This window comes from Paenibacillus sp. 01T47, assembly GCF_056398245.1.
The window spans coordinates 168,110-193,352 of record NZ_JBFTPA010000001.1 but is presented as its reverse complement, the minus strand read 5'-3'; the positions used below and the strand labels follow the sequence as shown (position 1 = coordinate 193,352).

General features: G+C 46.6%; 17 protein-coding genes. 3 read left to right on the top strand and 14 right to left on the bottom strand.

Going from position 1 to position 25,243, the window contains the following annotated elements:
• Nucleotides 1–109 precede the first annotated feature (109 nt).
• The 8 genes from AC1DOV_RS00775 to AC1DOV_RS00740 all read right to left on the bottom strand — a co-directional run bounded on the left by AC1DOV_RS00775 (nucleotide 110) and on the right by AC1DOV_RS00740 (nucleotide 13,937).
• On the bottom strand, nucleotides 110–2,164 hold the full coding sequence (locus AC1DOV_RS00775) for a hypothetical protein (RefSeq protein WP_477548905.1): 2,055 nt from the start codon (nucleotides 2,162–2,164) through the stop codon (nucleotides 110–112).
• Entirely contained in the window at nucleotides 2,151–3,605 is a 1,455-nt protein-coding gene (locus tag AC1DOV_RS00770; protein WP_477548904.1) for a GH92 family glycosyl hydrolase, read from the bottom strand. The genes AC1DOV_RS00775 and AC1DOV_RS00770 overlap by 14 nt, the downstream gene beginning before the upstream one ends.
• Before the next feature lie 11 nt (nucleotides 3,606–3,616).
• Nucleotides 3,617–4,342 carry a hypothetical protein gene (locus AC1DOV_RS00765; protein ID WP_477548903.1) on the bottom strand — a complete coding sequence of 242 codons (726 nt, stop codon included), beginning with the start codon at nucleotides 4,340–4,342 and terminating at the stop codon, nucleotides 3,617–3,619.
• A 245-nt stretch (nucleotides 4,343–4,587) separates the two neighbouring features.
• Nucleotides 4,588–9,204 carry an S-layer homology domain-containing protein gene (locus tag AC1DOV_RS00760; RefSeq protein ID WP_477548902.1) on the bottom strand — a complete coding sequence of 1,539 codons (4,617 nt, stop codon included), beginning with the start codon at nucleotides 9,202–9,204 and terminating at the stop codon, nucleotides 4,588–4,590.
• Between the two features lie 52 nt (nucleotides 9,205–9,256).
• A complete protein-coding gene (locus tag AC1DOV_RS00755) occupies nucleotides 9,257–10,366 on the bottom strand; it encodes a SurA N-terminal domain-containing protein (protein WP_477548901.1) in 1,110 nt (369 codons plus the stop codon).
• A gap of 132 nt (nucleotides 10,367–10,498) precedes the next feature.
• A complete protein-coding gene (locus tag AC1DOV_RS00750) occupies nucleotides 10,499–11,962 on the bottom strand; it encodes an ABC transporter substrate-binding protein (RefSeq protein ID WP_477548900.1) in 1,464 nt (487 codons plus the stop codon).
• Nucleotides 11,963–12,111: 149 nt separating this feature from the next.
• Nucleotides 12,112–12,996: a carbohydrate ABC transporter permease gene (locus AC1DOV_RS00745; RefSeq protein ID WP_477548899.1), complete on the bottom strand. Its 885-nt coding sequence runs from the start codon at nucleotides 12,994–12,996 to the stop codon at nucleotides 12,112–12,114.
• An 11-nt stretch (nucleotides 12,997–13,007) separates the two neighbouring features.
• The gene (locus tag AC1DOV_RS00740) at nucleotides 13,008–13,937 is read right to left on the bottom strand and encodes a carbohydrate ABC transporter permease (protein ID WP_441881097.1); all 930 of its coding nucleotides are present in this window, start codon (nucleotides 13,935–13,937) and stop codon (nucleotides 13,008–13,010) included.
• A 317-nt stretch (nucleotides 13,938–14,254) separates the two neighbouring features.
• Here AC1DOV_RS00740 and AC1DOV_RS00735 point away from each other — a divergent pair, with 317 nt between their 5' ends.
• Both AC1DOV_RS00735 and AC1DOV_RS00730 read left to right on the top strand, forming a co-directional pair.
• Nucleotides 14,255–15,511, top strand: a complete 1,257-nt coding sequence (locus AC1DOV_RS00735) for a response regulator transcription factor (RefSeq protein WP_477548898.1) — start codon at nucleotides 14,255–14,257, stop codon at nucleotides 15,509–15,511.
• Nucleotides 15,492–17,279 carry a sensor histidine kinase gene (locus AC1DOV_RS00730; RefSeq protein WP_441881099.1) on the top strand — a complete coding sequence of 596 codons (1,788 nt, stop codon included), beginning with the start codon at nucleotides 15,492–15,494 and terminating at the stop codon, nucleotides 17,277–17,279. Before AC1DOV_RS00735 ends, AC1DOV_RS00730 begins: the two co-directional genes overlap by 20 nt.
• Here the strand turns inward: AC1DOV_RS00730 and AC1DOV_RS00725 are convergent.
• The 5 genes from AC1DOV_RS00725 to thrS all read right to left on the bottom strand — a co-directional run bounded on the left by AC1DOV_RS00725 (nucleotide 17,267) and on the right by thrS (nucleotide 23,279).
• Nucleotides 17,267–18,256, bottom strand: coding sequence for a cache domain-containing protein (locus AC1DOV_RS00725; RefSeq protein WP_477548897.1), 990 nt, complete (start codon nucleotides 18,254–18,256; stop codon nucleotides 17,267–17,269). The genes AC1DOV_RS00730 and AC1DOV_RS00725 overlap by 13 nt on opposite strands.
• A gap of 225 nt (nucleotides 18,257–18,481) precedes the next feature.
• Nucleotides 18,482–19,156 (bottom strand): methionine ABC transporter permease, encoded by a 675-nt coding sequence (locus tag AC1DOV_RS00720; protein WP_076268553.1) that lies wholly within the window; start codon nucleotides 19,154–19,156, stop codon nucleotides 18,482–18,484.
• Nucleotides 19,146–20,174: a methionine ABC transporter ATP-binding protein gene (locus tag AC1DOV_RS00715; RefSeq protein ID WP_441881101.1), complete on the bottom strand. Its 1,029-nt coding sequence runs from the start codon at nucleotides 20,172–20,174 to the stop codon at nucleotides 19,146–19,148. Before AC1DOV_RS00715 ends, AC1DOV_RS00720 begins: the two co-directional genes overlap by 11 nt.
• A gap of 73 nt (nucleotides 20,175–20,247) precedes the next feature.
• The gene (locus AC1DOV_RS00710; RefSeq protein ID WP_441881102.1) at nucleotides 20,248–21,072 is read right to left on the bottom strand and encodes a MetQ/NlpA family ABC transporter substrate-binding protein; all 825 of its coding nucleotides are present in this window, start codon (nucleotides 21,070–21,072) and stop codon (nucleotides 20,248–20,250) included.
• A 293-nt stretch (nucleotides 21,073–21,365) separates the two neighbouring features.
• Nucleotides 21,366–23,279 carry a threonine--tRNA ligase gene (thrS, locus tag AC1DOV_RS00705; protein WP_477549214.1) on the bottom strand — a complete coding sequence of 638 codons (1,914 nt, stop codon included), beginning with the start codon at nucleotides 23,277–23,279 and terminating at the stop codon, nucleotides 21,366–21,368.
• Between the two features lie 504 nt (nucleotides 23,280–23,783).
• Between thrS and AC1DOV_RS00700 the strand changes: the two genes are divergently transcribed.
• Entirely contained in the window at nucleotides 23,784–24,188 is a 405-nt protein-coding gene (locus AC1DOV_RS00700) for a CBS domain-containing protein (RefSeq protein WP_441881104.1), read from the top strand.
• A 78-nt stretch (nucleotides 24,189–24,266) separates the two neighbouring features.
• On the opposite strand, the gene AC1DOV_RS00695 is transcribed toward AC1DOV_RS00700, so the two are convergent.
• Nucleotides 24,267–25,154 carry a LysR family transcriptional regulator gene (locus AC1DOV_RS00695; RefSeq protein WP_441881105.1) on the bottom strand — a complete coding sequence of 296 codons (888 nt, stop codon included), beginning with the start codon at nucleotides 25,152–25,154 and terminating at the stop codon, nucleotides 24,267–24,269.
• Between the last annotated feature and the right edge of the window lie 89 nt (nucleotides 25,155–25,243).

The following is a 25,243-nucleotide window of genomic DNA, read 5'->3' as shown; positions in this document are numbered from 1 at the left end:
ACGGAGAAATATAAACCCTATATTAGCTAAAAAACTTATAAATTCTTATATTTTAAAAAAGGGATGCTCCTCAAGTAGAAAAGTCTACTTAAGGAGCATCCCCTTATCATTAAGCCTCGCTCAGTCCCCACCCGATTGCATGTTTTGTCGTCTGTTCAAGCCACTCATTGCTTGCGAAGTTTGGTATGTCCTTTGTTACCGTAAGCGTCGACTGTCCTTCAAAGCCGGGATGAGGGCAATGTACAGCCGTGTTATCCCACTTCTCCGAACCATTTCTTCTAAAAAGCAAACGGTATTCATACAACCCCGGCTTAATCTTCTCTGACACGATCTTAACGGTTTTCTCAAAGGAAAATGTCGTGCGATAGCCTTCCAACTGGCTCATCGTACCTGCCATGAGAACAACGGGCTCCGCCCGTTCCACCTCGCTCGAAGGATGCAAAATCAATTCGTATTCCATGCCCGGCTCGCCATAGACAATAAGAAGAATAGGCAGTCCCACAACAGCAATTTTGGGCGCTTCCACAAATACAGGCTGATGTGTCGGCTCGAATAGCTCCGATCGCTCCCACTCTTCCTGCACTTCGCTAGCTCTGCGATAATGCCATGTCCCCTCTATTGGCAAATCCACTTTATTCAGAAGAGCTGTTAAGCAGGTTTTTGCGCTTTGGAATGGATCTGTACAATTGTTATGTCCGTAACGGTAGCCGATTTCATGCCTAACGTCCACGCCCTGCCTGCGGGCTCGATCAGCCCACTCAAAGGACAGCCAGCTTGAGGTATACGCGTCATGCGTCCCGTGTGTCAGCCAAACCTTAGTCCCTTTGGACTTCAAGGCATGTATGATTTGATTCGACGCAGGACTTCGCTCGCTCGCAATAAGCTCCATATCATCAGTACCAAGCAGCGTTGTGAAGAATAGATCAACTGCGCTGCGACCGTCCGCATCCTGCCAGCCAGGCTGCCACGCGTATTTATAACCCGTATCCTCACAAACCGCGCGCCAGCATACCGGACAGGTAGGATTAAGCATTTCCTTAAAAGGTTCTCCAAAAGCGAGCGGCACATTATAGCAGATGGCATAACGAACGGAGTACATACTGCTATTCGGATTACCCGCCGCAATTAAGCTTGTTATGCCTCCGCGTGAGCCGCCAACCGTCACAACAGCATACCCATCCACGGCGAACTGCTCGATAGCGGTCAGGAACAGATCGTCCAAGTTCTCATATACGGAACCATGCATCGTTCTCGTACCGAACGAACCTCCGCCGTTCCATAGGATGCCGACTGCACCTTTCCCTGTGTCCAATAACGTCTGGCCAAGCACGTTTAGAAGAGCTGGCCCAACGTTTGCAAACACATTTTCATTCTGATCATAAAACCCGCTGAATAAAGCAGGATACCGTACTGCAGGTGTACGAGACCACTCTGGAGGAAGGATGTAGCTAACCATACTGCGATGCTCACCTTGACCTGCAATACGTCCATGCACAAGCTGAAAGGCAGGTACTCCTTCTAGTTCGTCAAGTGCCGTCCCCGGATTGCGGAAAATGACAGGATAACCCGTAAGTTTCATCACTTCATCCGATAGCTTCAAAGCTACTTCATCCGTCACGCGAACCACGCTATACGTCTCACCAATATAGCGTTCATAGGCTGGCGTCCTTTGATGCTCGCCGTCTTTTTCCGCTGCAAACAAAGCATAAGCATCCGTCCGGTAATAATAAGGACTAGTGATATCATTGTCCTGCAGCGGAAGTTCGACTTCACGTTCGCCCGTTTCCTCATGCAGTCGAAGAACGCCGATCCCATCGGTGCCACCTGCCTGTGAACCGCCTCTGCCGCCATTTAATGCGGCATTCCAATTCGTCAAAATCGGAAAATCATTACACAGCTTCTCTGTGACAATGGTATAAATGCCAGCTGTCGCCGATTGTATTCGAACAAGCCCACGATAGAAATCCACCTGCTCTACTTCCAAAAACTCAACCTTTTTATCCGTATAACGAGCCGCTTTAATCGTTGCTTCGCTTTCCGTAAGAGCCGCTAAAAGCTTCGGGTTCACCTTTATATCTGCGAACGACGAGGTACCGTCAAGACTAGTAAACGAGCTAATAGGGACATAACGACCAGGAGCAAAAATCAAATTATTTGGGCTCATAAGCAGCCTCATTTTTCATTGAGTATGGTAAAGTATTACTTAGCGTTACCGACCCAAAAGGCGCGTCCACCATATGAAATTGAAGCTCCGCTCCAGCCGCCAGCTGATCATGACTGATCGACAATTTATGCCACGGTTCGCCGTTTACACTCAGTTTATCCCAATATACATTTTCAGCGCCGTTGTTCACCGCTTCAATGACAAGCTCCTTGCCGTTCTCCAATTGAATGGTCACTTTACGGAACAAGGGGCAGCCCATGACATATTCCGGAGTTCCGGGACAGAATGGATACATGCCAAGCGCACTCCATATATACCACGAGCTCAAGCTCCCATTATCCTCATCGCCAGGCAGTCCATCAGGCCTGCTGCTGAATAGCTCTTTCATCGCTTTTCTTACCCAATATTGCGTTCGAGACGGCTTGCCGATTACGGTATAAATATAGGGAATATGGAAGCTAGGCTGATTGCTAATGGCAAACTGGCCGAAATCTATCGCAGCCATTTCCGACATTTCATGAATTTCCGTGCCGTACGTGCCCGTTTTGAATAGAGGAGGCATCGTCATCAGTTCATCGAGCATTTTCGCAAAAGCATCATTTCCGCCCATCAGCTCTGCTAACCCAGCTATATCATGCGGTACGGACCAGCTGCACTGCCAAGCCCCGCCTTCACAAAACGGGTTGCCCCATTGCAAAGGATCGAAGTGCTCCTGCCACTGCCCTTGCTCATTGCGCCCTTTCATGAAACCCTCGCCAGCATCAAACAGCTTGTTATAGTTCGCCGCTCTCTCCATAAAGAAACGATAATCCTCTTCTTTGCCGAGGCCTTTTGCCATCTGAGCAATGCAGAAGTCACCGTAATAATAATCCAAGGCGTTGCTCACGCTTTCGTGGAAAAGATTATCCGGCAGATAGCCATATTCGATATAAGCTGCCAATCCTTTTCGTCCATGCTTCCCATCACTGGAAGCGAGTGTGGCATGCTTGCGCAGTCCCTCGTAAGCCGCTTGCACATCAAACCCTTGAATGCCTTTCACATAAGCATCCGCTATCGCAGCATCGATCAATGTACCCGGCATGGCACTTCGTTCCGCAGGCGAAATCCATTTGGGCATCCAGCCGCTTTCCTTATAAATATGAACCCATGCTTCTGTCATTTCACCCAGCAGGGAGGGAAATAAAAGGCTGTACAGCGGAAGGCTCGTACGATAGATATCCCAAAAACCAATATCCATATACATAGGGCCTTTATGAACGTTACCGTCATAAGCACTAAAATGCACTTGTTCCCCAGCAGGGCTGTATTCATGCCATGTACGAGGAAATAGACAAGTGCGATATAAGCATGTATAGAAGGTGCTCATCTCATCCTTATCTTCACTTTCCACCTTTATTGTGCTCAGTCGTTGCTCCCAATCCTGTGCAGCTTGTTCCTGCAATTGCGCAAAGCTTAAATCCCCCAGCTCCTGCTGTATATTCCAAAGCGAACATTAACGATCCCAGACGCAGGGACATCAAGTCCAGCGAATGCGCCTACTCGTTCTCCCGCTCCTGCCAGCTGCTCGCGCACAGCAAAATCCCCATTAAATGTACCGCTTTGCTCTTCCTGCAAATCACAATCAAAGTCCATAACAAAGTACATCGCAAAATTCTCATGTACTTCCCCGTGATGAGCACGAGTAAAGCCCGTCACGCGTCGATTGACGCTATCAATTAAAATCGAGGATTCCCCTTCAAAAGGAGACACGATAACTCTGCAGTCCTCTCTCCTGTCGAAAGTAAATTTAAGGCGCGCACTCCTCATTCCCGGAACCAGCTCCAGCGATGCTTCATAACGAGGAAGCCGAATTCGAAAATAATGCGGCTGCACGACCATTTCCTCTGGTCTGTAGGAGGAAGCACGGGAATCCGCATCTAAATAAATAGGCCCGCTCTGCGGCATGACAACAAGATGCCCATAATCCCTTATCCACGGGCTAGGCTGATGCGTTAGCCGCAGGCCTTGAAATCTGCGGTGGGAGGGATGGTAAAACCACCCCGCTCCGTCCTCATGGGATTGCGGACTCCATGAAGCAGTACCCCAAGGTCTTGAAACGAGCGGGAGCGTATTTCCATTCGAGAATGTATACACATAATCCGTTCCTTGCAGCGGATTAACATAAGACAAATAGTTCATGGAAACGACCTCCGAGTAGTTGGCTAATGTTGATTTGGCCTGCCATTTTCATCTTATGATAGCGCTTTATATCGTAGGATAATATCCGACAACCCTGCGAAATGGTTAAGTAGGCTTCCTTTTTTGCTTAATTTCCTATAAAACCCTTGATCTCCTTGCAAATTTCCAGCAACCAGCCGATTTTACAATAGAAAAAAAGGACCACCCTCCTGTTTTTCAACAAGAGTGCAGTCCTTTCAACAAACCTATAACCCCATCAACCGGAAAATAACTGCTGCTGCTTCCGCGCGGGTAGACAAGCCTTTTGGTTTGTATAATCCATCCTTGTACCCTTTGATGAATCCCGCCTGCTGCAAAGCCATAATTCCCTCCAAAGCGTAACCGCTTATTTGGCTCTGGTCCTTAAAAATATCCGATTCGCCAGCTGCTTTTGGCAGCTTCACAACCGCCTCTATTGCGCGGAAAGCAATGACAGCCATTTCCTCACGTGTAATGACATCCGATACGCCAAACGAGCCGTCCCCTTTTCCGTTTACAATACCCAGCGCCTGAGCTGTGGAAACCGCAGCATAATACCATGCTTCCTTACGGACATCCGTAAAGCTGCTAGACCCTGCAGCAGCAGGTGCCAAATCGAGGGCATTGACGAGAAGCTGAACAAACTCGCCGCGGGTAATGGAACGGTTAGGCTCAAACCTGCTCTCCCCCACACCTTTCACAATTTCACGAGCTGCTAAAGCTTCAATAATCGTCCGCGATGCAGCGTTGACGTCTGTAAAATGTACATTCGCATAGGCTGCTGCGTAACGGCTAGAAAGATTAGTCTGGAAAGTTACCGTCCCCGTAACGGAATCGTATTTTACTTGTTTCACCACTTCTACACGGCCATCTTCTAGAATTGTATATACAACAACCTGATGAGCCTGCTCTTCTGGCTTCAGCTCGTATTTCATTGTCGCCGTCATTGGCGACTTCGAATCAAACTTGCGGGCCGCTGCTCCATCAGCCTTAACGAAGAAATCGTAAATCGTATTGCCTTTCCATTTTTGCTGTAAGCTTTGCGGAAGCGAGGCATCTCCTTGCTGGATAATTGAGATCTCCACCTGCTTCGAGCCAGCTGGAAGGCTACCTAAGAGAACTTCTACTGGAATGGAAAGCGATGCGCCATTTGCGGTGACCATCAATTCTTTTGCCTTGGCGTTCCCATCCTTTAGCGCTGCTGCGGAAATGTGAATGGCAGCACCCTTCGCATCTGCTCCAGACGGTACCACATTAATAACCAATTGCCCGTCTTTCGCTCCTTCGAGTGCTTTGTTAAGCTCCTCGTTGGAAATATTAATTTGAGCAATCCCCTTGTCGATACTAGCTCCTTTTGCTGTAATGATGCCCTTATCAATCGTGTTCAAGCTGCCATTGCTGCCGCCTGTGCTTCCCCCTGGTGTCGGTGGAGTGACCGTTGCTTTAGCCAGCAGCTGGAAAGTACGGAATAGCGCCGGGTCCTTCACTCCGCCAATACCCGAGCCCCACTCGATATATCCTTTGCGGCCTGCACCATCATTATCGTTGACCAGCATCGAGAAGCTTAATGCTTGATTCGCAGCGGCTTGGATCGGATAAAGCTCGCTCCAAGGAAGCTTCAGCTCATAGAAAGTTACCTTCGTTTCTTCATTTCGCGTTACGTTAAGCGTACCGTTCGTTACTGAACCTGTTGCTTTGCCTTGCATCGTAAGCCAGCGATAAATTTGCGGCCCGTCCGGCGTCTGCGAAATGCCGTATTCATACCAGGACTGGCTCTCGCCGGGAACACCCGGCGCTACGCTGAACTGAATACCATCGTTTTGCCAAATCGAGCTGCCGGAGGCTGCATGGTTAAACACATCGTCTTTTATGCTTGCTGAGAGATAGAAAAAGCCTTCATCCCAGCGCAGCTTGGCTGTACCGCTTAAGTCATCGTCACCTTGAAAACCTGTGATCACATTGCTGCCTTTCGCCAAATCAATCGTTATAGGCTGGCGGCTGTCCGTTTCATGCAATATGCGGTTAAAATCAATCTCTCTTGTCATATGAATGTTCTCATATCCGGCAATTTCAACCTTCAAATCAAGCGGATATTTAACCCCTTCAGCCAAGCCCGGCAAAGGAATGACATACGTCGATTGCCCGCTTGGCGCGACGACAGGGACTTTCGTATCCGTACCGCTGATTGTGCCGAGACCCGAACCTTTGCCAACCTCCCAAGCGATCTTTCCAACCGTTAAGCTGTCTTTTTCAGAGCTGTTTACGAACTGAAGACGGAGCGACTTGCTGCCGCTTTCATCATCAGTAATACTTGGTATGACCTTCAAGCCTTGGAAATACAATCTCAAATCATCGATAGGCGGCTCCGGCAGCGTCGCCGGATCTAGACCTGCTCCATTATAAGCGCCAATATTCGGAGCTTCCGTGCCCGATACCGAATTCCCCCAATAATCAAGACCGCCATTGTCGGCAATGAGCGTACCCGCACCCAAAGCAGGAGAACCGGCTCTTAGCTTGTACCCATCAACCGTATTCCAGCCTTTGCTGCCGCCGCCTTGATAAACGAGCATCGGGTTAGCCGTAACTTTATTCGGGTCAGCAGGCTCGTTGATCGGATGGTTGCCGTAAAACAAGTTATGGTCAAAAACGCCATTCATGCCCGGCACATGATAATCGCCTGTTCCAAGATTATAGATAAGATTGTTTTTGAATGAAAAAGCCGCCTGCAAATCCCCTGCTTCATTCCATTCATGATCCATAATTTTTGTATTTTGACCTGTTCCGATATAAATGCTGTTGTTATAAATTTGCGTATTAGGCGAAACTCCGCCTGCAAAGTTAAACGTATGAGTCAGGTCGTTTTGGCTGATATTGTATCTAACCACATTGTTTGAAGAGCCAACCAGCACGCCTGGTGTTAACCGCGCATCCACAAAGAGAATAAAGCCGCCTTTATTATCGTGGCTGTAGTTGTATTGAACGACGCTGTTGTTCGTATCAATATCTAAATTGAAGCCTTGACCGTCACCTTCCGGCTTATTCGTATTAAAGGATTCATTAAACTGCACCACATTGTTTTTGCCTCGAGTCGGCCAAATGGCAGCTGAACCGTTAAACTCACCAACCTCAGAGTAATTGCCGCCGCCTTCTGCCACATTATGTTCAATTAACGCACCATCGACGCCGAAAGTAAGAATGCCATCGCTATCGGCTTGCTTCACATAGTTTTGACGGATTTTCACACCAGTTGAAGCAAAATCCTGCCCATTCCAGCGCTGATCCCATACGACAATGCCCGTTCGTCCAATACGCTCCACTGTATTTCCTTGAATAAGCACTTGATCGAACTTATCCTTTGCGGTAGTGCCACCTACATATACGGAAATGCCCCCAAAGGCATGTGGTCCGCCCTCTGCTCCTGATTCAGTCGGATATCTGAAACTGCTTGATACGTCATGCACATAGTTATCCAAAATCTGAATGTTTGTCAGCGTACCCGCGTTTGCATTTTCAACAAGAATGCCCTCTCGGTACGTCGTTCCGCGTTCAGCGGCGTAGTTGGTTACCTCCAAATTTTGAATAACGACGTTCGAAGAATTGCGAAGATATACAGCGCCCCCGGCCATGCCGCCGCCGTTAATGATTGGTTTGCTGCCGCTGCCGTAAGATGTAATCGTTATTGGCGCTTCCGCTGTCCCGCTGCCCTTTGGATACAGCCGCTCGTTCCATACGCTGCCTTTTTTGAGCAAAATGCGATCACCCGCTGCAAAAGTCGTGTTATTGACGTTGGCAAACGATTTCCATGCCGTGCTTTGCGATTTGCCGTCATTGCTGTCGCTGCCAGCCGCGGCATCTACGAAATAATCGCCATCGCCTCCTGTGCCGCCGTTTCCAGGCACCACATTCGCAAGCGTTACAGAGCCCAGCTGCATGAGCCAATTCGCCAGATCGCCAGATAATTCTACTTTCAAATAATTAATGTCTGCAGGCAGCGGATCAGCCGGCGTATATGTAGCTCCTGACCAAGCCCCGTCCCCGGTCGATTCAGGCGTATCATGTATAGCACCAAGCTCTGTCCACACCGCGCCATCCGGCGAGCCATAAAACGTAATAACGCCCGTTGAACCTGCGAAGGAGTGAAGCCTTGCTGCAAAATGCTTAATGCCATGCAGATGATAAACGACTGACTCATCCGACACAGCCGTTCTCACGATTCTAGAAGCATCCCCGCCAAAAAAAGCCGGATTGGTAGTGTCAATCGACCAATTAGCCGTAAACGAAGCAAGCTTGGAAATGTCATCAAGCTTATCGTCAATCGTCTGAGGTGCCGTTGACAGATTTGAAACCGTAATCGATCCAAGCTGCATGAGCCAAGTATCGATGTCTCCGCTCACTTCAATTTTCAAATAATCGATTCCGCTTGGCAGTGCTCCCGAGGAGCTGTATTCCGTTCCATACCAGCCGGAGCCTGTTCCTACAGGATCTGAATATTGAGAAGGAATTTCTGTCCAAGCAGAACCGTCCGCTGAGCCATAGAACGTAATGACCGCAGTTGATCCGGAGAAATAATAAGCTTGCAACGCAAAGGACAGAATGCCATCCAGCCTATATACAGCATACTCCGTCGTCGTTGACGTTCTAACCGCCCTAGAATCATCGCCTCCAAAAAAATGCGGATTCGTATTGTCAAATGTCCAGTTTGGCGAACTCGCAAACATCTTGGAGTTATCCGTTAACGCATCTTCAATCGATACTGCATCATGCGCAGATACGCTCGCAGCTGGCAATGCCAGCATGCTGAGCAGCGTGAGGACCAGCATCGCATTCATCCACTTCTTCAACATTTTTCATGGCTCCTTCTTAAAAAAGAATAGAAATTCATTTATTAATAAAAAGCTATAATTTCGTTATACCTAGCCAGCTTCGTGCAAGGCGTTCTGCACGCTCGTTATCCCAATCAACATTCGCTAGTCTTGATTCCTGCTGAGCGATTTCGCGAAATTGTTCAGACATCAACTCGCTTGCGATCGCGTCTTTCACTTTCTCATAGGATTGGAGAATTGGCTCTCCTTTAGAAATGCAATACAGTAGATTCAGCTCCCCGTTCTCTTCAAAAATATCGCTCAATTGATCTGCCTGGATACGCTCTGCTTGCTGCACCGCTATTGGACTCTCTAAAGCCGCGGTACGACGAGTTGCACTCGTTAAGCTTGCATCCATCACCTCTATCGCAAGCTGCTTGGCAGAATCGATGAAGCTTGCTTGGTCTACAGCTGCTTTTTTCAACTGTTCCATAACGCGGAGAGCCTCGTTCTTATTAATCAAAGCGGCTCCATCTCCATAAGGCAGCACCGCCCATCTAAGCTTTACATGCCCCGGTAGCGAATACTTCGTCTGTTTATCCGTTTCATATGCCTGTTTTACTTTGTCATTTGGAACAGAGAGCTGGCCGCTTTTTTGCATTGCTTCAAGTGTCGCGCTTTCCAAATTGCTCATGTAATAGCTGTAATAAGCTTCGATTTCGAAGGAAGTGGGTCCATATACGATTTCACCGTCTGCTGCAGCCTTACTGCGCCTGCTATTCTCAGCTTCCATCCCGCTGAGAAACGATTCGTAGCTGCCATCCACAGCAATCCCACTCTTCTTCGCCAGCTGCTGCAAAACTATCGTTTTCGTCAGCTCCGCTTTAGCTTCCTCAATTAACCTCTGCAAAGGCATTTCACCGGAGTAGGAAGTCGTCCAGAACTGATCTGTATATTCAGCTCCGTAGGTTTGCTTGAAATAATCAGCTACGAGCGCTTTTTTCAACCCTAAATACATTCCGAATTGTTCTGCTGAAGCTGCATGGCCGTTAACGATTAAGGGTTCGGAAGCAATACTCGATCGTTTTTGCGAAGCGCCGACCAAGAAGAAAACTGCTGTAAGCGTTATCAATAAAAACAAAATGAAAAACTGCTTTTGTTTCGCACGCAACCCCTTTATCGCCATATCCTTCTGCTTCCTCACGACATCCATTCTCCTTCCACATTACATGTTGTCCTTTGCCATTCGCAGAGGCTCCGCCGCTGCCCTATTGATTGTAAATCCCCAAGGCTGACTGCCCTTGGGGATTTAGAGTTCACCGAAAACTTCCGATGCTTATTGCACTTTATCGAGATAGTCCTTTTGGAAATCGGCAGCTGCCTTCTCAAGCAGTGCTTTCGGATCTGCATTCTTGTTCGTTAATACAGCTTGGATAGCCACATCAAGCGTTTTGTAAAGCTCTTGCGCATTGACTGGCACCTCAGGGCGAAGACCAGCCGAACCATTCGTCATGTAATCATTGAACATATCCATATTTACATTGGTGTATTTATCAAGAATAGCTTGCTCTGCTTTAATACGATCCTCGTTCACCCATACGCGAAGTCCGTGCGGGCCAACGATTAAACCTTGCTCGTTAGCTGTTTTGGATTGCGTTTCAAGTCCAAGCAACGACTCTTCACTCGTTTGCGGCGAGAAGCCCTTCACATCCAGCCATTTGAAGGCTGAATCCAATTGCTCAGGCGTCGCATCCGGCGCAAACATGTATAATCCGCCGCCTAGAAGCGTCGCATTTCCTTTTGGTCCTGTCGGCAGTGCAGACATAGCCAGATTATCCTTTGGCATTTTCATGTTTTGAACGATCGCATTACCCCAATCGGATATGCCGAAGCTCATCGCCACTTGCTCTGTTCCGAACATTTGGAATAAATCAGTACCGACATCAACTAGATTGTTTGCAGGAAGCACGTCATATTTCCATTTCAAATCCTTTACGTATTGAAGCGCTTCAGCAGCCTCTGGGGAATTAAATACAGCTTTCCATTTGCCATCTACCTGCTGTTCAAAATCAGCGCCATATGCCCAGGCGATATTCATGAACATCCAGCCGCCTTGATTGTTTTTGGTTGGGAAGAAAAAGCCGGACTTTCCTGTTTTCTCTTTGATCGTTTTAGCGGTTTGCGCAAGCTCCTCATAGGTTTTCGGGAAATTCGGCACCCCTTTGTCATCTACAAGACCTGCTTGCTTGAACAGGTTTACGTTGTACATAAGGCCCATCACGTATCCGTCTTTTGGAATGCCGTAATATTTGCCGTCTTTTTGCACCAGCTTCAGCAAATCTGGGTTAAGCGCTTTGTCGAACTCATTTTTAGTCATAATATCCGTAATATCAGCGGCATAATTAGCCTTGATAATTTTGTCTGCTTCAGTAAAAAAGGTTTCATACACGGTAGGAAGCTCACCGCTTGCCGCCTTTGGAAGGAACGAGCTTACATCATAGCCCCATTCATCCTTATCCACTGTAATAAGCGGATATTTCTCTTTCATCTTGGCAACATAATCGGTGTAAATTTTGACCTGAGCTTCCTCATTCGGCTTTGGCCAGTTGCTGACCTTGATCGTTGTAGGCTTCGCTTCGGAAGGCGCTTCCGTCGCTGGATTATTTTCGCCGCTATTGCTGCTTGCCGTCGGCTCCACAGCATTATTGCCGCTATTTTTACCGCAGCCTGCGATAACGAGAACAAACACGCACAACATAATAAACGTAAACTGCCAAGTGTTTCTTTTTTTCAAATTCATTTGTAATCCCCCAGCCTTCTATTTGGAATGATGACATTACGAGCTTTTGAAGCGCTTTCTTATTTGCCGGCAACTAAATGCTATCATACTCATTATCGCATTCAGTAGGGCACAAATCTGCGAAACAGTTTAATATTCTGCGCGCTTCCTTAACCTTTGATGCTTCCGGCAATCGAATAGCCCTGCATAATATAGCGCTGGAAGACTAGAAATAGTAGAACCGGCGGAACGATGGCAAATGTTAAGCCAAGGAACTGGATATCTGCAGGCAGCGTAGCCTTTAAGTTGAAAATAGCAACGATGACCGTCCACTGCGACTGGTCTTTCAGAATCATATACGGCCAGAAAAAGTCATTCCATACGCCGTTGATCGTTAAGATCGAGATTGTGATGAGCACAGGTCCACTCAAAGGCAAAATAATCCGCAAAAAAATGCTTAGCTTGGAAGCTCCGTCAATATGGGCAGATTCGACCAAGGAAGCTGGAATCGTGTCGAAAAAGTTTTTGAAAATAAGAATGACAACGGGATTGACCGCCGCCAAAAACCATAATGGCCAATACGTATTCGTAAAGTTAATATGGAACAGTGGAAAATCGACAATATTGCCGAACAAAGGAACAATTCCGACTGTACTCGGCAGCAGCACTGTCCAAAGAATGAGCAAAAAGAAAAAGGCGCTTCCTTTTGGCTTCAGCTTAGAGAAAAAGTAACCTGCCAATCCATTAAACAACACCGTAAATACAAGCGTTCCGATCGTCACATAGGACGTATTCACATAATAACGCATAAACTTGAACTCATTCCATGTGTCCCAAAGCTTCTCGATGTGAAAAGACCGCGGAATAATGGTAGGCGGAATTTCGTAAAACTCCTTCACATCCTTGAAGCTGGACAAAATAACCCAGACAGGAGGCAGAAGGCATACGAGTGAAATGATCGTCATGATCGCAAAAAATAGCCAATACATAATTTTAACCTTAGGTATTTTGTATTCCAGATCCCCAATAATTCCTGATGATTTAGCCATTTTCATTTACTCACTCCTTACTCCTTGTCCCATTTTTTCTGCAATTTGAAATAGTAGACGGTCATAACCATCAAAATCATAAAGGTAATGACGCCGAGTGCCACCGAATGACCCGCCTCGAAATAACGGAAGGCATAGAAGTAGCTTTGCAGCTGCAGAGTCATCGACGAATTATTAGGGCCGCCCTCTGTCAAAACGAGAGGCTCATTAAAAATTTGGAAAACGCCGCTAATTTGTAAGATCAGCGTTAAGCCGATTAAAGGTGAAATCTGTGGAAGCGTAATGTTCCAAAATTTTCGCCATATGCCTGCGCCATCAATTGAAGCCGCCTCATACAGCTCACTATTCACACCCTGTAAACTGGCGAGAAATAGAAGCGTTGTTGCCCCGAAGCTTCTCCATGTGATCGTGAGCACGATCGTAATAATCGTCAAGCTTGGGTCCTGCAGCCACCCCTGCGGATGAATGCCGACCATGCCTATTATTTTATTGACCAAACCGTTCTCACTCGGCTCAAAGAGGAACATCCACAGCATGGATGCTGCAATTCCCGGAATCATGCTTGGGAAAAAAGCCGAAAACCGGAAAAAAGAGCTCCAATGCCGCATTTCATTAATCATGACAGCAACGACGATCGGAATGACAAATCCAATAACAAGAGACCAAAAAACGTACATAAACGTATTGATCAAGGTTTGCTGGAATACCGAATTGGTGATGACATCGATATAATTTTGCAGCCCGATAAATGACTCTGCTTTAAATCCCTTTGTCTTAAAAAAGGATAACCAAATGCCTGACAATAACGGCTGCCATGAAAAGAAAAAGAAAAAAAGCAGCGTGGGAATAATTAAAAGCCACGAGGACCATTCCTTCATCCAATACATAAAAAAAGTCGATTTTTTCTGCTTAGGAGTATACGTGGGTGTACCGGCGTTTACGCTCATGTTGGCTTCCTTTCCTAAATGATGTATTTAATTAAAATGATAACGCTTCCTTGCGAAGAGCGACATCCTTCAACCCTGCGAAATGGTTTGACATGGTGTGAAATATAAGCGCCGATTGCTGCTAACGTTGTTCTCCCTTCTTCATGGCAATCGCTGCTTTAGCTCATGGTAGCACAGTAAAAAGATTTGCCAGTAGGTTGTTATCCTGCGAAAGGGTGGATTATTCTGTCGGAACCTTCCATGGCACTGACGAAATAAGGACGATATATTATAATAAAATGGATCGACAACAATGGGTTATGGGGGAGTCGGACACCATGTTGAAAGCGCTTATCGTCGACGACGAGTATTTAGTTCGCACAGGAATCCGCGAGACCATCGATTGGGCCGAATATGGGGTAGAGATTATTGGAGATGCAAGCAATGGCGTGGAAGGGCTGGAGCTCGCACTGCTTCATCAGCCCGATGTCATTGTGACTGATGTGCGTATGCCTTATATGAACGGGCTGGAGTTTTTGGAGAAAATAAAAGAGCATAATCTGCATTGCGGCGTTATTGTGCTCAGTGGATACGATGAGTTTCAATATGCCCAGGAGGCGCTTCGCCATGGCGCAGCCAGTTATCTGCTTAAGCCGGTAAATATCGATGAGCTGGCAGAAACGGTCCAGCAAATTGGGCGGCAAACGATTGAAAAACGAGCAAACCGCATGCAATTTCAAAAATATAAAAAAGAAGAGAGCGCCATCTCCTCGCAATTTTGGCTTGATTTATTTTACGGGCGACTCTCTGACACCACATTGATTCAGGAGAAATATGATTGGCTGAATATCGCGATTGCGCCTGAGGATAAGCTGATTGCTGCTGTCATCTCTATCATTCCAGACACCGTTACAGCGATAGATTTTGTGGATCAATCCAAATGGTCGGCAATTGAACAGCAAATTCGCCAGATCTTAAACAACCATTCAGTGAATACTATAGCTGTTTTGCAAAGTGCACCGACAGAATGGACAGTCATCACGGCTTCGAGCCTGCCAATCATCGATTTTGCATCCACCATGTACACTTTTGGTTACGCTGTCATTAAAGAAATAAAAGACTCCGCCGGCTTCCAATTGACGGTAGGCTTCACTGAAGCAGCTGACCGCTATACTGGCATACACACTGCTTTTGTGAAAGCACGCGAGGCGGCACGCAAATCCATCTCTGGATTAGGCGGCGTCTTATTCGAATCAGAAAATGAACGTTCAGGCTCAAGACGCGAGGTTCGGGACGCGCTCGCCTATATTAGACTTCATTATGCAGATAACATTACAGCCGACATGGTTGCCGAGAAGGTTCATGTCAGCCCAACTCATCTGATGCATTTGTTTAGGAAGGATCTGAACAAAACGTTTTATGAGTGCCTGACGGAATATCGCATCGATGAGGCTAAGCGTTTGCTGCGCTACTCCTCCTACCGCGTTTATGAGGTCGGTCTGCATGTTGGCTTCGGCGATTCCAAATATTTCAGCCAAATTTTCCGCAAAATGACCGGGATGTCTCCTAGCGAATATGCCAAATATCAACAATAAGCAGGATCGCAGCGACAAGTCGTCCTCTATTTTGCGTAAAATGAACATTAGAACCCGAATCGTCTTTGTCATCATCGCCGGATTGACGCTGCATCTCACTTTGATGCTGGGTGTGTTCAACATTTACGCGCACACGTATCTCAAAAACAATTTGTACAATCACATTGGCAATATTCAAAAAGAGATCGGACTCAGCTTAGAGCTGATCGTCGATGATATCCAAATGCTTTCGCTCCGTTTCCTCGTCAATACAGACATTTACCGCCTGATCAGCGACTCGTCCATTGCAGAGGATGAGAAAAAAACGCGTATTCGTTCGCTGATGGAAGGCATCGTCGCCAAGAACGAGCTGATCGGCGACGTGGTGGTCATTACAAATGAAGGCACCCGTTACCGATATGTCGCCGATACAGAAATTTTTGAAGATCCGGATGACCTGCTGCTATCCAAAATCGAGGAGTCTATTTTACCTGTTATCGGTAAGGTGAAGCATAACGCTAAAGGTGACGCCTATATCGTTTTCGGACAAAAATATCGCAATTTCAATACTGGCCAAAACATTGGTACGATTCTCGTCTATGTGAAGGAATCTTCGCTGTTTAATCTTTATAAGCCAGCGTTTGAGGGGCTAGGCTATTCCTATATTGCCTCGGTCACTAATGAAGTGATTTCACATCCGGATAAACGGGTGGTCGGCAATACTCTTCTGGAATCGGATTCGTTCCATCCCGGAGAAACGGCAGGTTATCGAAACGTATCATCGGGGCATGAAAACTATGTTTTGAGCACGTATCCACTGAGCGACCGCCTGAACCGATTCGGCGTCAGCTGGAAGCTTGTTTCCGTTGTATCGCGGCCACAATTGTTTGCAGCGATTACGGAAGGAAACCGCAACGCGCTATATTTCGCTTTGCTCGTTTTTGTTGGTCTCTTAGCTCTATCTTTTTATTTGGCATCCAAAATTACGGAGCCTGTCTTCAATCTGACAAAGAAGCTGGGTGCGATAGGAAAGTCCGGGCTGCAGCTCATGAATGATCGAAATAAACCGAGCGACGAAATCAGTGAGCTTGAAAACAGCTATTACACGATGATCGACCGAATCAACAACCTCATTCACGAAAACAATGAGGAAAAGGAAAAGCAGCGAGTGATGGAGCTAACCGCTTTGCAATCGCAAATCAATCCGCATTTTTTGTACAATACGCTCGATGCGATCACTTGGACGGCCAGGCTGAAAAAACAACCTGAAATCGAGAGAATGATTTCTGCGTTAGCGACCTTCTTCCGAATCAGCCTGCATAAAGGGGACAAGCATATTCCCGTTGAGGAAGAGATTCGGCTGGTAAAAAGCTTTGTAACCGTTGAGCTGATGCGTTTTCCAGACAAATATGATGTCACCTACGATATCCCAGAGCCGCTTCGGAAAATTCGCATCTTGAAGCTTATTCTTCAGCCATTAGTGGAGAACGCCATTAAACATGGCATGAGTGAGAAACAAGGAAAAGGATTAGTCGAGGTTAAAAGCTGGCGAGACGAGACCTATCTGTATTTTGAAATTAAGGATGACGGGGTAGGGTTCAAAAGCAAATCCAACATTCAAAGCACCGACAAAAATGTGTTGTTTCAAAGCGGTTACGGCCTCAGAAACGTTGACGAGAGGATTAAGCTCGAATATGGCAAGGAATCGGGGCTCACGATAACGAGCGAACCCGGAAAAGGAACGACTGCCCTTATTCGGATTCGCCTCAGCCTAGATCAAATCTCATGATGTCTGCGCATTTGTTTGTACAAATCCTTTAATGGATCTAGAATGCTGCGAGACAGCCGCTTAATCAGTATAAAAAATAGTGCCAAAATAAAAGCGCCAACTCCGATCAGCGTATTTCTTAGCAGTCGGAGTTCGCTTTTGATCGGCTCGCCTGAGATTAGAATCGCGATTCGATCATCAGAATGATACAAGCGATATAACAAAACAATGCCCTCTTCCGTCTGATTGATCGTCATTTCCTCATTCGCTTCTTTTTGTGTATCCTCCTGCAGCGTTTCCCAAATCACATCGTTAGGCTCTTCCTGCAAGCCATTTGCATTCAAAATCGCATGATCATGCGTAATAATATAGGTAGGATGACGGCCATACAATTCAGGATCGTCGGCATGATAGAAGCTGCTCATCTTCTTCAAATCCACATTCATGAGAAGCAGGCCCGTTATCTTCTCGTTTGTATCGATGATTTTGGCCACATAAACCAGCTTTCTGCGTGGATCTGTGTTCTTGTACACGAGCGAGCTCGAAGCTTGAACAATCCATTCGGACGTTAAATCTGAGCTTAAAAACTTCGTATATTCGGGAAGCTTCTGGGTCTCCTGGAACGAGCGTATCGCCGATACGTTGCTTGATGCGTACACGCTGCCGCTATTCCCGTACATCACCATATCTAAAATATAAAGGTTGGATGAAATCATGCCGTCCAATATCGGCGGAATGGTATTGTCATATTCGTTGCTTGTGAGGGAAGCATGAACGGCTGTATTGTTTGTCACCAAACTAGCCATTTCCTCCATCCATTTCATAAACAGCTGGGCGTTTTTGTGCTGTTGGCCTGTATATTGTAGGGAAAGCTGACGCTGCATTTCCGAGCTTTTGTTCTCCATGGTTCGAAATACGAGCATGCTGGACAAGATCACATATAAAATAATGACCGATAGCAAAATAATTTTCATTTTCTTATCAAGCGATCTAAACACCGTATCCCCTCGTTCCCCAGTTGTCCTCATTTCTATTTTAACGCAAGCTATAATGAAGCGCTTTCTTTTATTGCCCATCGATAGTACCATACAAGCTGCTTATAAAAAAGCCATTAAAGCTGCGAAATGGTTTGCAATCGCAGGATGAATGGATAAACGAAAAAAACTCCCGATTATATCAGGAGTTCATTCGCAGAATGTGGGCAGGCCGCTAAAACGTTTCAACTAGTGCTTGCGCAGCTTCTTCGATATGCGGTTGCCCGCTGACTGCATCAGCTGCACGAGCAAAATAAGAATAATGACGCAAACGTACATCACGTCGGGCTCCCAGCGCTGGTAGCCGTACCTAATCGCCACATCGCCTAAACCGCCTGCGCCAAGTACACCCGCCATCGCTGTTGCGCCAATTAATCCAATCGTTGCGATGGTTAAGCCAAGCACGATCCCAGGTCTTGCTTCCTTCAAAATAACCCGCCAAATGATTTGCCGGCGCGAAGCTCCCATCGCTTGAAATGCTTCAATAACACCGGGATTCACCTCCAGCAAAGCCGATTCGATAAGCCTCGCAATATAAGGCGCAGTATAAAAGACAAGAGGCACGATTGCTCCTTTCACCCCGATAGTCGTATGCACAATCCATTTCGTAATAGGAATGATCGCTATCAAAATAATGATGAACGGGACAGACCGCAGCACATTGATGACTGCGTTTAACAGATGATAGAGCACCTTGTTCTCATAAATATGATTTGGGCGCAGCACGACCAGGCAAATGCCCAGAAACAAGCCAATAATAGTGGAGAAAAACAAGGAATAGACAACCATCGCCGCCGTTTCCCCTAGCGCTTCCGTGTATAGATCATGGTTCTCGGCGAGGCTTCTGAAGAAGCTATCCAGCATGCTTAAGCACCTCCACCTGCATTCCGTTTTGTACCATGTATGCAATTCCTTCTTCTATGGCAGTCGATTCGCCCGGCAAACTAATTAAGAGAAAACCAAATATGGTATCTTTAATTTTCGTTATATTCCCGTACAAAATGCTTGGCCGAAGCTGATAGCGCAGCGTCAAATCTGCGAGTATAGGCTCGCTTACGGTTTCGCCAATGAAAGAGATGCGAAGCAGATGTTTCGGCTCTGCAGGGTGGTTGGCTTTGTAAAGCAGCTCCTGCGGCAAATCCGCATCAAACACGCTTTTCGTAAATTTTTTGGTCGTATCCGTTTGCGGTTTCGTAAACAGCTCCAAAATAGAGCCCTGCTCTACAATGATGCCGTTCTCCATAACGGCTGCTCGATCACATATCTTTTTCAACACATACATCTCATGGGTAATCAGCACAATCGTAATCCCATAGGAACGATGAATGTCGAGCAGCAAATGCAAGATCGAATCGGTCGTCTGCGGATCAAGTGCCGATGTCGCTTCATCGCATAACAAGATTTCCGGCTCGTTGGCAAGCGCCCTTGCAATCGCCACACGCTGCTTCTGCCCTCCAGACAATTGAGCGGGGTAGCTGTCTCGTTTATCCGTAAGTTCCACAAGCTTCAGCAGCTCGCTTACCCTTGCTTCAATTTGTTTTTTGGGGACACCTGCAAGCACGAGCGGAGAAGCTATATTTTCATAGACGGTACTCGACATAAGCAAGTTAAAGTTTTGAAAAATCATCCCGATTTTCCGCCGCATAATGCGCAGTTCCTGCTCGCTAAGCGATGCCAGATCCGTGTCATTTATACGTATACTGCCAGCAGTCGGCCGCTCCAAATAGTTGATGCAGCGTAGAAGCGTGCTTTTGCCTGCTCCGCTGTAGCCGATAATGCCAAAAATTTCCCCTTTACGAATATGCAGATTCGCGTCCTTAATTGCATGGATGTTCTGTTTGCCCTGTTGATACGTTTTGCTGACATTTTCGATCCAGATCACTGTACAACCCCGCCTCTGCTAAAATGTTAAAAAGGTCTCTTCATCTAAGAAGAGACCAAGGTCTATAATTGAGTTACCAAGATGCGACAATGTACGTGCCGTATTTTTCTTCTACGAATTTCTTGACTTGGTCGGAATGATAAGCCTTAATCAATCTTTGGAATACCGGCTTATCCTTGTCCTCGGTTCTTACTGCAATAATATTTACCCAAGGAGAATCCTTTGGCTCAATAAAAATGGCATCCTTCGTTGGCACAAAACCCGCTTCTACCGCATAGTTGGTGTTGATTACTGCCGCCGTCAGATCGCCAAGCGCTTTCGGTATGAATGCTGCATCCAGCTCCTCAAATTTCAATTTGAGCTTGTTTTCTGCGATGTCGCGAACAGTCGCTTTAATGCCAACGCCTTCTTTTAACTTGATCAGTCCAGCGTTTTCAAATAGAATCAACGCGCGTGCGCCATTCGTCGGATCATTAGGCAGGCCGATGACATCGCCTTCCTTTATTTCAGAAACGTCTTTGATTTTTTTGGAGTAGAAGCCGATTGGAAAATTAAGCGTGTTTGCGATCTTCACCAAATCAAGGTTGTTATCCTTCTTGAATTGATCGAGATACGGCTCATGCTGGAATGCATTGGCATCAAGCTCGCCTTCCGCCAGCACTTTATTCGGCTGTACATAGTCATTGAATACAACAAGCTCAATATCGAGGTTATCCTTAGCCGCAACTTCCTGCACCTGTTTCCAAATCTCTTCCTCAACGCCTGCCGAAATGCCTACCTTAAGCTTCGCTTTCTCTCCTTCTCCCTCTGCACCGCTCAATTCTGATTTGTTGCCGCACGCGGCAAGCACAGCGGTTAATACCAGTGTCAGCATAATCAATACGATCTTTTGTTTCATATGATCTCCCCTGCTTCCTATTTGTTTTTCAAGCTGATTACATGTCTAGAAAAACAGAAAAGCTCTTATTCCACGATGCCGGCTGTTTGCGCCGTTCCGTGAAATAAGAGCTTTTAGTCGTCTAATCAGCTCGATTTCTTATAATTCCGATGAGCTTACTATAGATTTTATTTATTGCTTCTGTCAACGATTTTATTTGTCATTCAAGCGCTAGCTCTTCCATGGATGACCAATTCCAACGTGGAACGGCTGCCGCTCCGTTATTGCACCATGCTGCAGCCGCGCTAGCCATCTTACGATTTAGCCTGCACCTCATCCTTAATCCGCTGTACAACCTCAGCAATCGCTAGTGATCCGAGATCACCTTCGCCTCTTTTCCTGATGGCAACGCTGCCCGCGTTTTTCTCACTTTCACCGAGTACCAATGTGTAAGGCACCTTTTCAAGGCCAGCCTCGCGAATTTTATAACCCAGCTTCTCATTCCGTGTATCCACTTTAGTGCGAATGCCCGCTTCAGCGAGTGCTTCCTTCACCTGCAAGGCATAATCGATATATTTCTCCGAGACAGGCAGCAGCTTAACCTGAACAGGTGCGAGCCATAATGGGAATGCTCCTGAATAATGCTCTGTCAATATACCGATAAAACGATCAATCGATCCATATACCGCACGATGAATAACGACAGGGCGATGCTTCTGGTTGTCTTCGCCAATATAGGACAAATCAAATTTCTCAGGCATTTGGAAATCAAGCTGAATCGTGCCGCATTGCCAGCTCCGCTTCAAAGCATCGAGGATATGAAAGTCGATTTTTGGCCCATAAAATGCACCGTCGCCCTCATTTACGCGATATTGAATATTGCGGCTGTCCAGTACGCTGCGCAGTGATTGCTCCGCTTGATCCCATAGCTCCTCGGAACCCATTGAGTCCTCTGGTCTAGTCGACAGCTCAATTTTGAAATCAAAACCGAATACGCCGTAGATATGGTCGATCAATGCGATCGCATGGCTGATCTCTGCTTCAATCTGATCAGGCCGCACGAATATATGAGCATCATCCTGGCAAAACGTACGCACCCGCATCATGCCGTTCAGAGCACCCGAGTACTCATGGCGATGAACCTGGCCAAATTCCGACATCCGAATCGGAAGCTCTCTATACGAATGCAGACTGTTTTTGAAAATCAGCATATGCCCCGGGCAGTTCATCGGTTTTAGCGCATAAGCCGTGTCATCCACATTTGTAAAATACATATTGTCCTTATAATGATCCCAGTGACCCGATTGCTCCCACATCCGCTGGTTCATCATAAATGGCGTGCGTACTTCCTCATAATCCCGCTGCCACTGCTTCTCGCGAATCAGGCTCTCCAGCTCCGTACGAATTGTCATGCCGTTCGGCAGGTAGAACGGCATGCCCGGCGCCTCTTCTGAGAACATGAACAGCTCCAATTCCTTGCCCAGCTTGCGGTGATCACGCTTCTTCGCTTCCTCCAGCAGGTGCAAATGCTCATCAAGCTGCGCCTTTTTCGGGAACGACGTGCCATATATGCGCTGCAGCATTTTGTTGTCCGAATTGCCACGCCAGTAAGCGCCTGCTACACTTAGCAGCTTGAACGCCTTGATGCGTCCTGTGGAAGGTAAATGAGGACCGCGGCAAAGGTCAACAAACTCGCCTTGCTCATACAGCGAAATAATGGAATCGTCCGGCAAATCACGAATTAACTCCAGCTTGAGCGGCTCTTCCTCCTGTGCGAATAAAGCTGTCGCTTCCTCGCGACTCACTTCACGACGCGTAATAGGCAGGTTTTCTTGAATAACCTTGCTCATCTCCGCTTCTATCGCAGCAAGATCATCTGTAGACAACGGCTTCTCGATATCAATGTCATAGTAGAAGCCATCCTCAATAACAGGACCAATCCCAAGCTTCACAGTCTTTTCCCCATAGATACGCTTTATGGCTTGTGCCATCACATGCGCTGTACTGTGACGGTAAATCGCTAAACCATCAGCACCATCAAGCGTTATAATTTCAACGCTGCTGCTTGCTAGGATGGGCTCGTTCAGATCGACGAGCCTGCCATCGACTTTTCCCGCGACTGCATTTTTGCCAAGGCCAGTACTGATTGATTCCGCCAATTGCGCGGCGGTTGTCCCCCGTGGATACTCCTTAACTGTTCCATCCGGTAATGTAATTGCAATACTCATCATGCAGCCTCCGATCGAATGTAGTTGAACGCAAAAAAAACACATCTCTCCCACCAAGGGACGAGTGCGTTCAGCTCGTGGTTCCACCCTCATTCGATCTGCTGCTTTATATGACTGGCTATCCGCCAGACTTAAAGTTACAGCAAGATCCTTATTGAGCACCCGGTAACGAGGATGAATCGGTGTTATTTACAATCGCTTTGTGCAAACAGCGGGTTCAATAACACGGCTACAAAGGGGTAATTACACAATCGGTTGCTGGAGAAGCTCTCAGCCTTAGCCTCTCTCTCTGGACAGCTCGTATAAGGTAATCATGTCTTTGGTCAAAGCCTATTTATGGGTAAATTGTAATTCGAATGTTCCAATAAGTCAACTGCAGCCAAGTATTCATGGAAATAAGCATAATTTTTAGCATTTTTATTCGATCATTTTAGACGTGCCCAGTCACTTCCACATGCACCATCGGACAAAATATGCTTTAATATACCAAAGGAGCGTGATTCAATGGACATCAAATCGTTTCTATTTCCAAAAAACGAGGTCTCATACCTCATGACATCCTCTAATATGAAAGAAGCCATAGATAAATTAGAGGCTAGCCACTATACAGCCATTCCGATCTTGGACGACAATGGCTTATATTTCGGAACACTTTCCGAAGGGGATTTGTTATGGAAGTTGAAAGCCACACCCGGCCTCACCTTCGATACAATGCACGAAATTCCTGTCGTCTCCATCAAAAAACGGATGAAAGTCGAATGTGTCGCGATCAACGCCGATTTGGACGATATGCTGGCGCTGGCGGCCGATCAGAACTTCGTTCCCGTCGTAGACATCGATCGTGTCTTTCTTGGTATTATTCGCCGCAAAGATATCATCGAATACTATACCCGAAATATTTCTGATTAATTGGAAAAGCCAGATCATGCAAATCAAGAAGGCTGCCGTCGCCGGCAGCCTTTTATGATGAATTAGTGGTGAACACGCTTAAATGCTTTGTTTGGATAACGCTTCAAAATACGCTGCAACGACCTCACGAAATTCCAGAGCAGCTCGCGAAATATACCGATTCCTATGCCATAATAGCGCTATCTCCCGTACTAATTCGTGATTCTCTATTTGGAGATAATGGATTTGTTCCCGCGAATTCCTTGCCGTGCTGGGTATGAAGGCTATACCTATTTCGGCCTCTACAAGCATGCTAAGCCTTGCAGGTTCATCCCCCTCATACACATATTTTGGTACAAATCCAATCGATTCGCATAAAGAGTCAACTAAATCGCGCGTACCGTAACCTTTTTTCACTCCGACAAACCATTCATCCCTTAGCTCTGCCAAAGATACGCTGCTTCGATCTGCCAGCCGATGCCCCTTTGGAACAGCTACAAGGATCGGGTCGATAAACACGATTTGACATTCGATATCATCCCCTTCTATAGGAGGCGAGGACAAGCAAAAATCCACTTCTCCTCTATCCAGAAGCGTAACCATTTCCTGTGTGGTGAGCATTTGCACATGAAATTGAATATCAGGACGTTTTTTCCGAAACTCACGAAGGATATTGGGCAATTTGCTTGCAGTGGTCACTGCTAATTTGAGCGTGCTATGTTCCGGGCTGGATAAATCGCTAAGCTCCTGCTTCCCCTGCTCCAATTCAAACAATGCCCTTTCTGCACGGCGGAGGAATAGGCTGCCATACTCATTCAATCGCAAATTCCTCCCTATTCGATCGAATAAGGGAACCCCTAAATCCTCCTCCAAGCGCCCAATCGTTTTGCTTAGTGAAGACTGAGTAACGTGCAGATTGCGTGCAGCTTCGGTCATATGCTCCAAACGAGCTACCGTAAGAAAATATTGCAGTTGAAGAAGTTCCATTTTGCGCCCCCATTCATTCCCTCAAGTCAATGAGATTATAGCATCAAATGCGTTGGAATGAATAAATGATTTCAAGTACGATGACATTA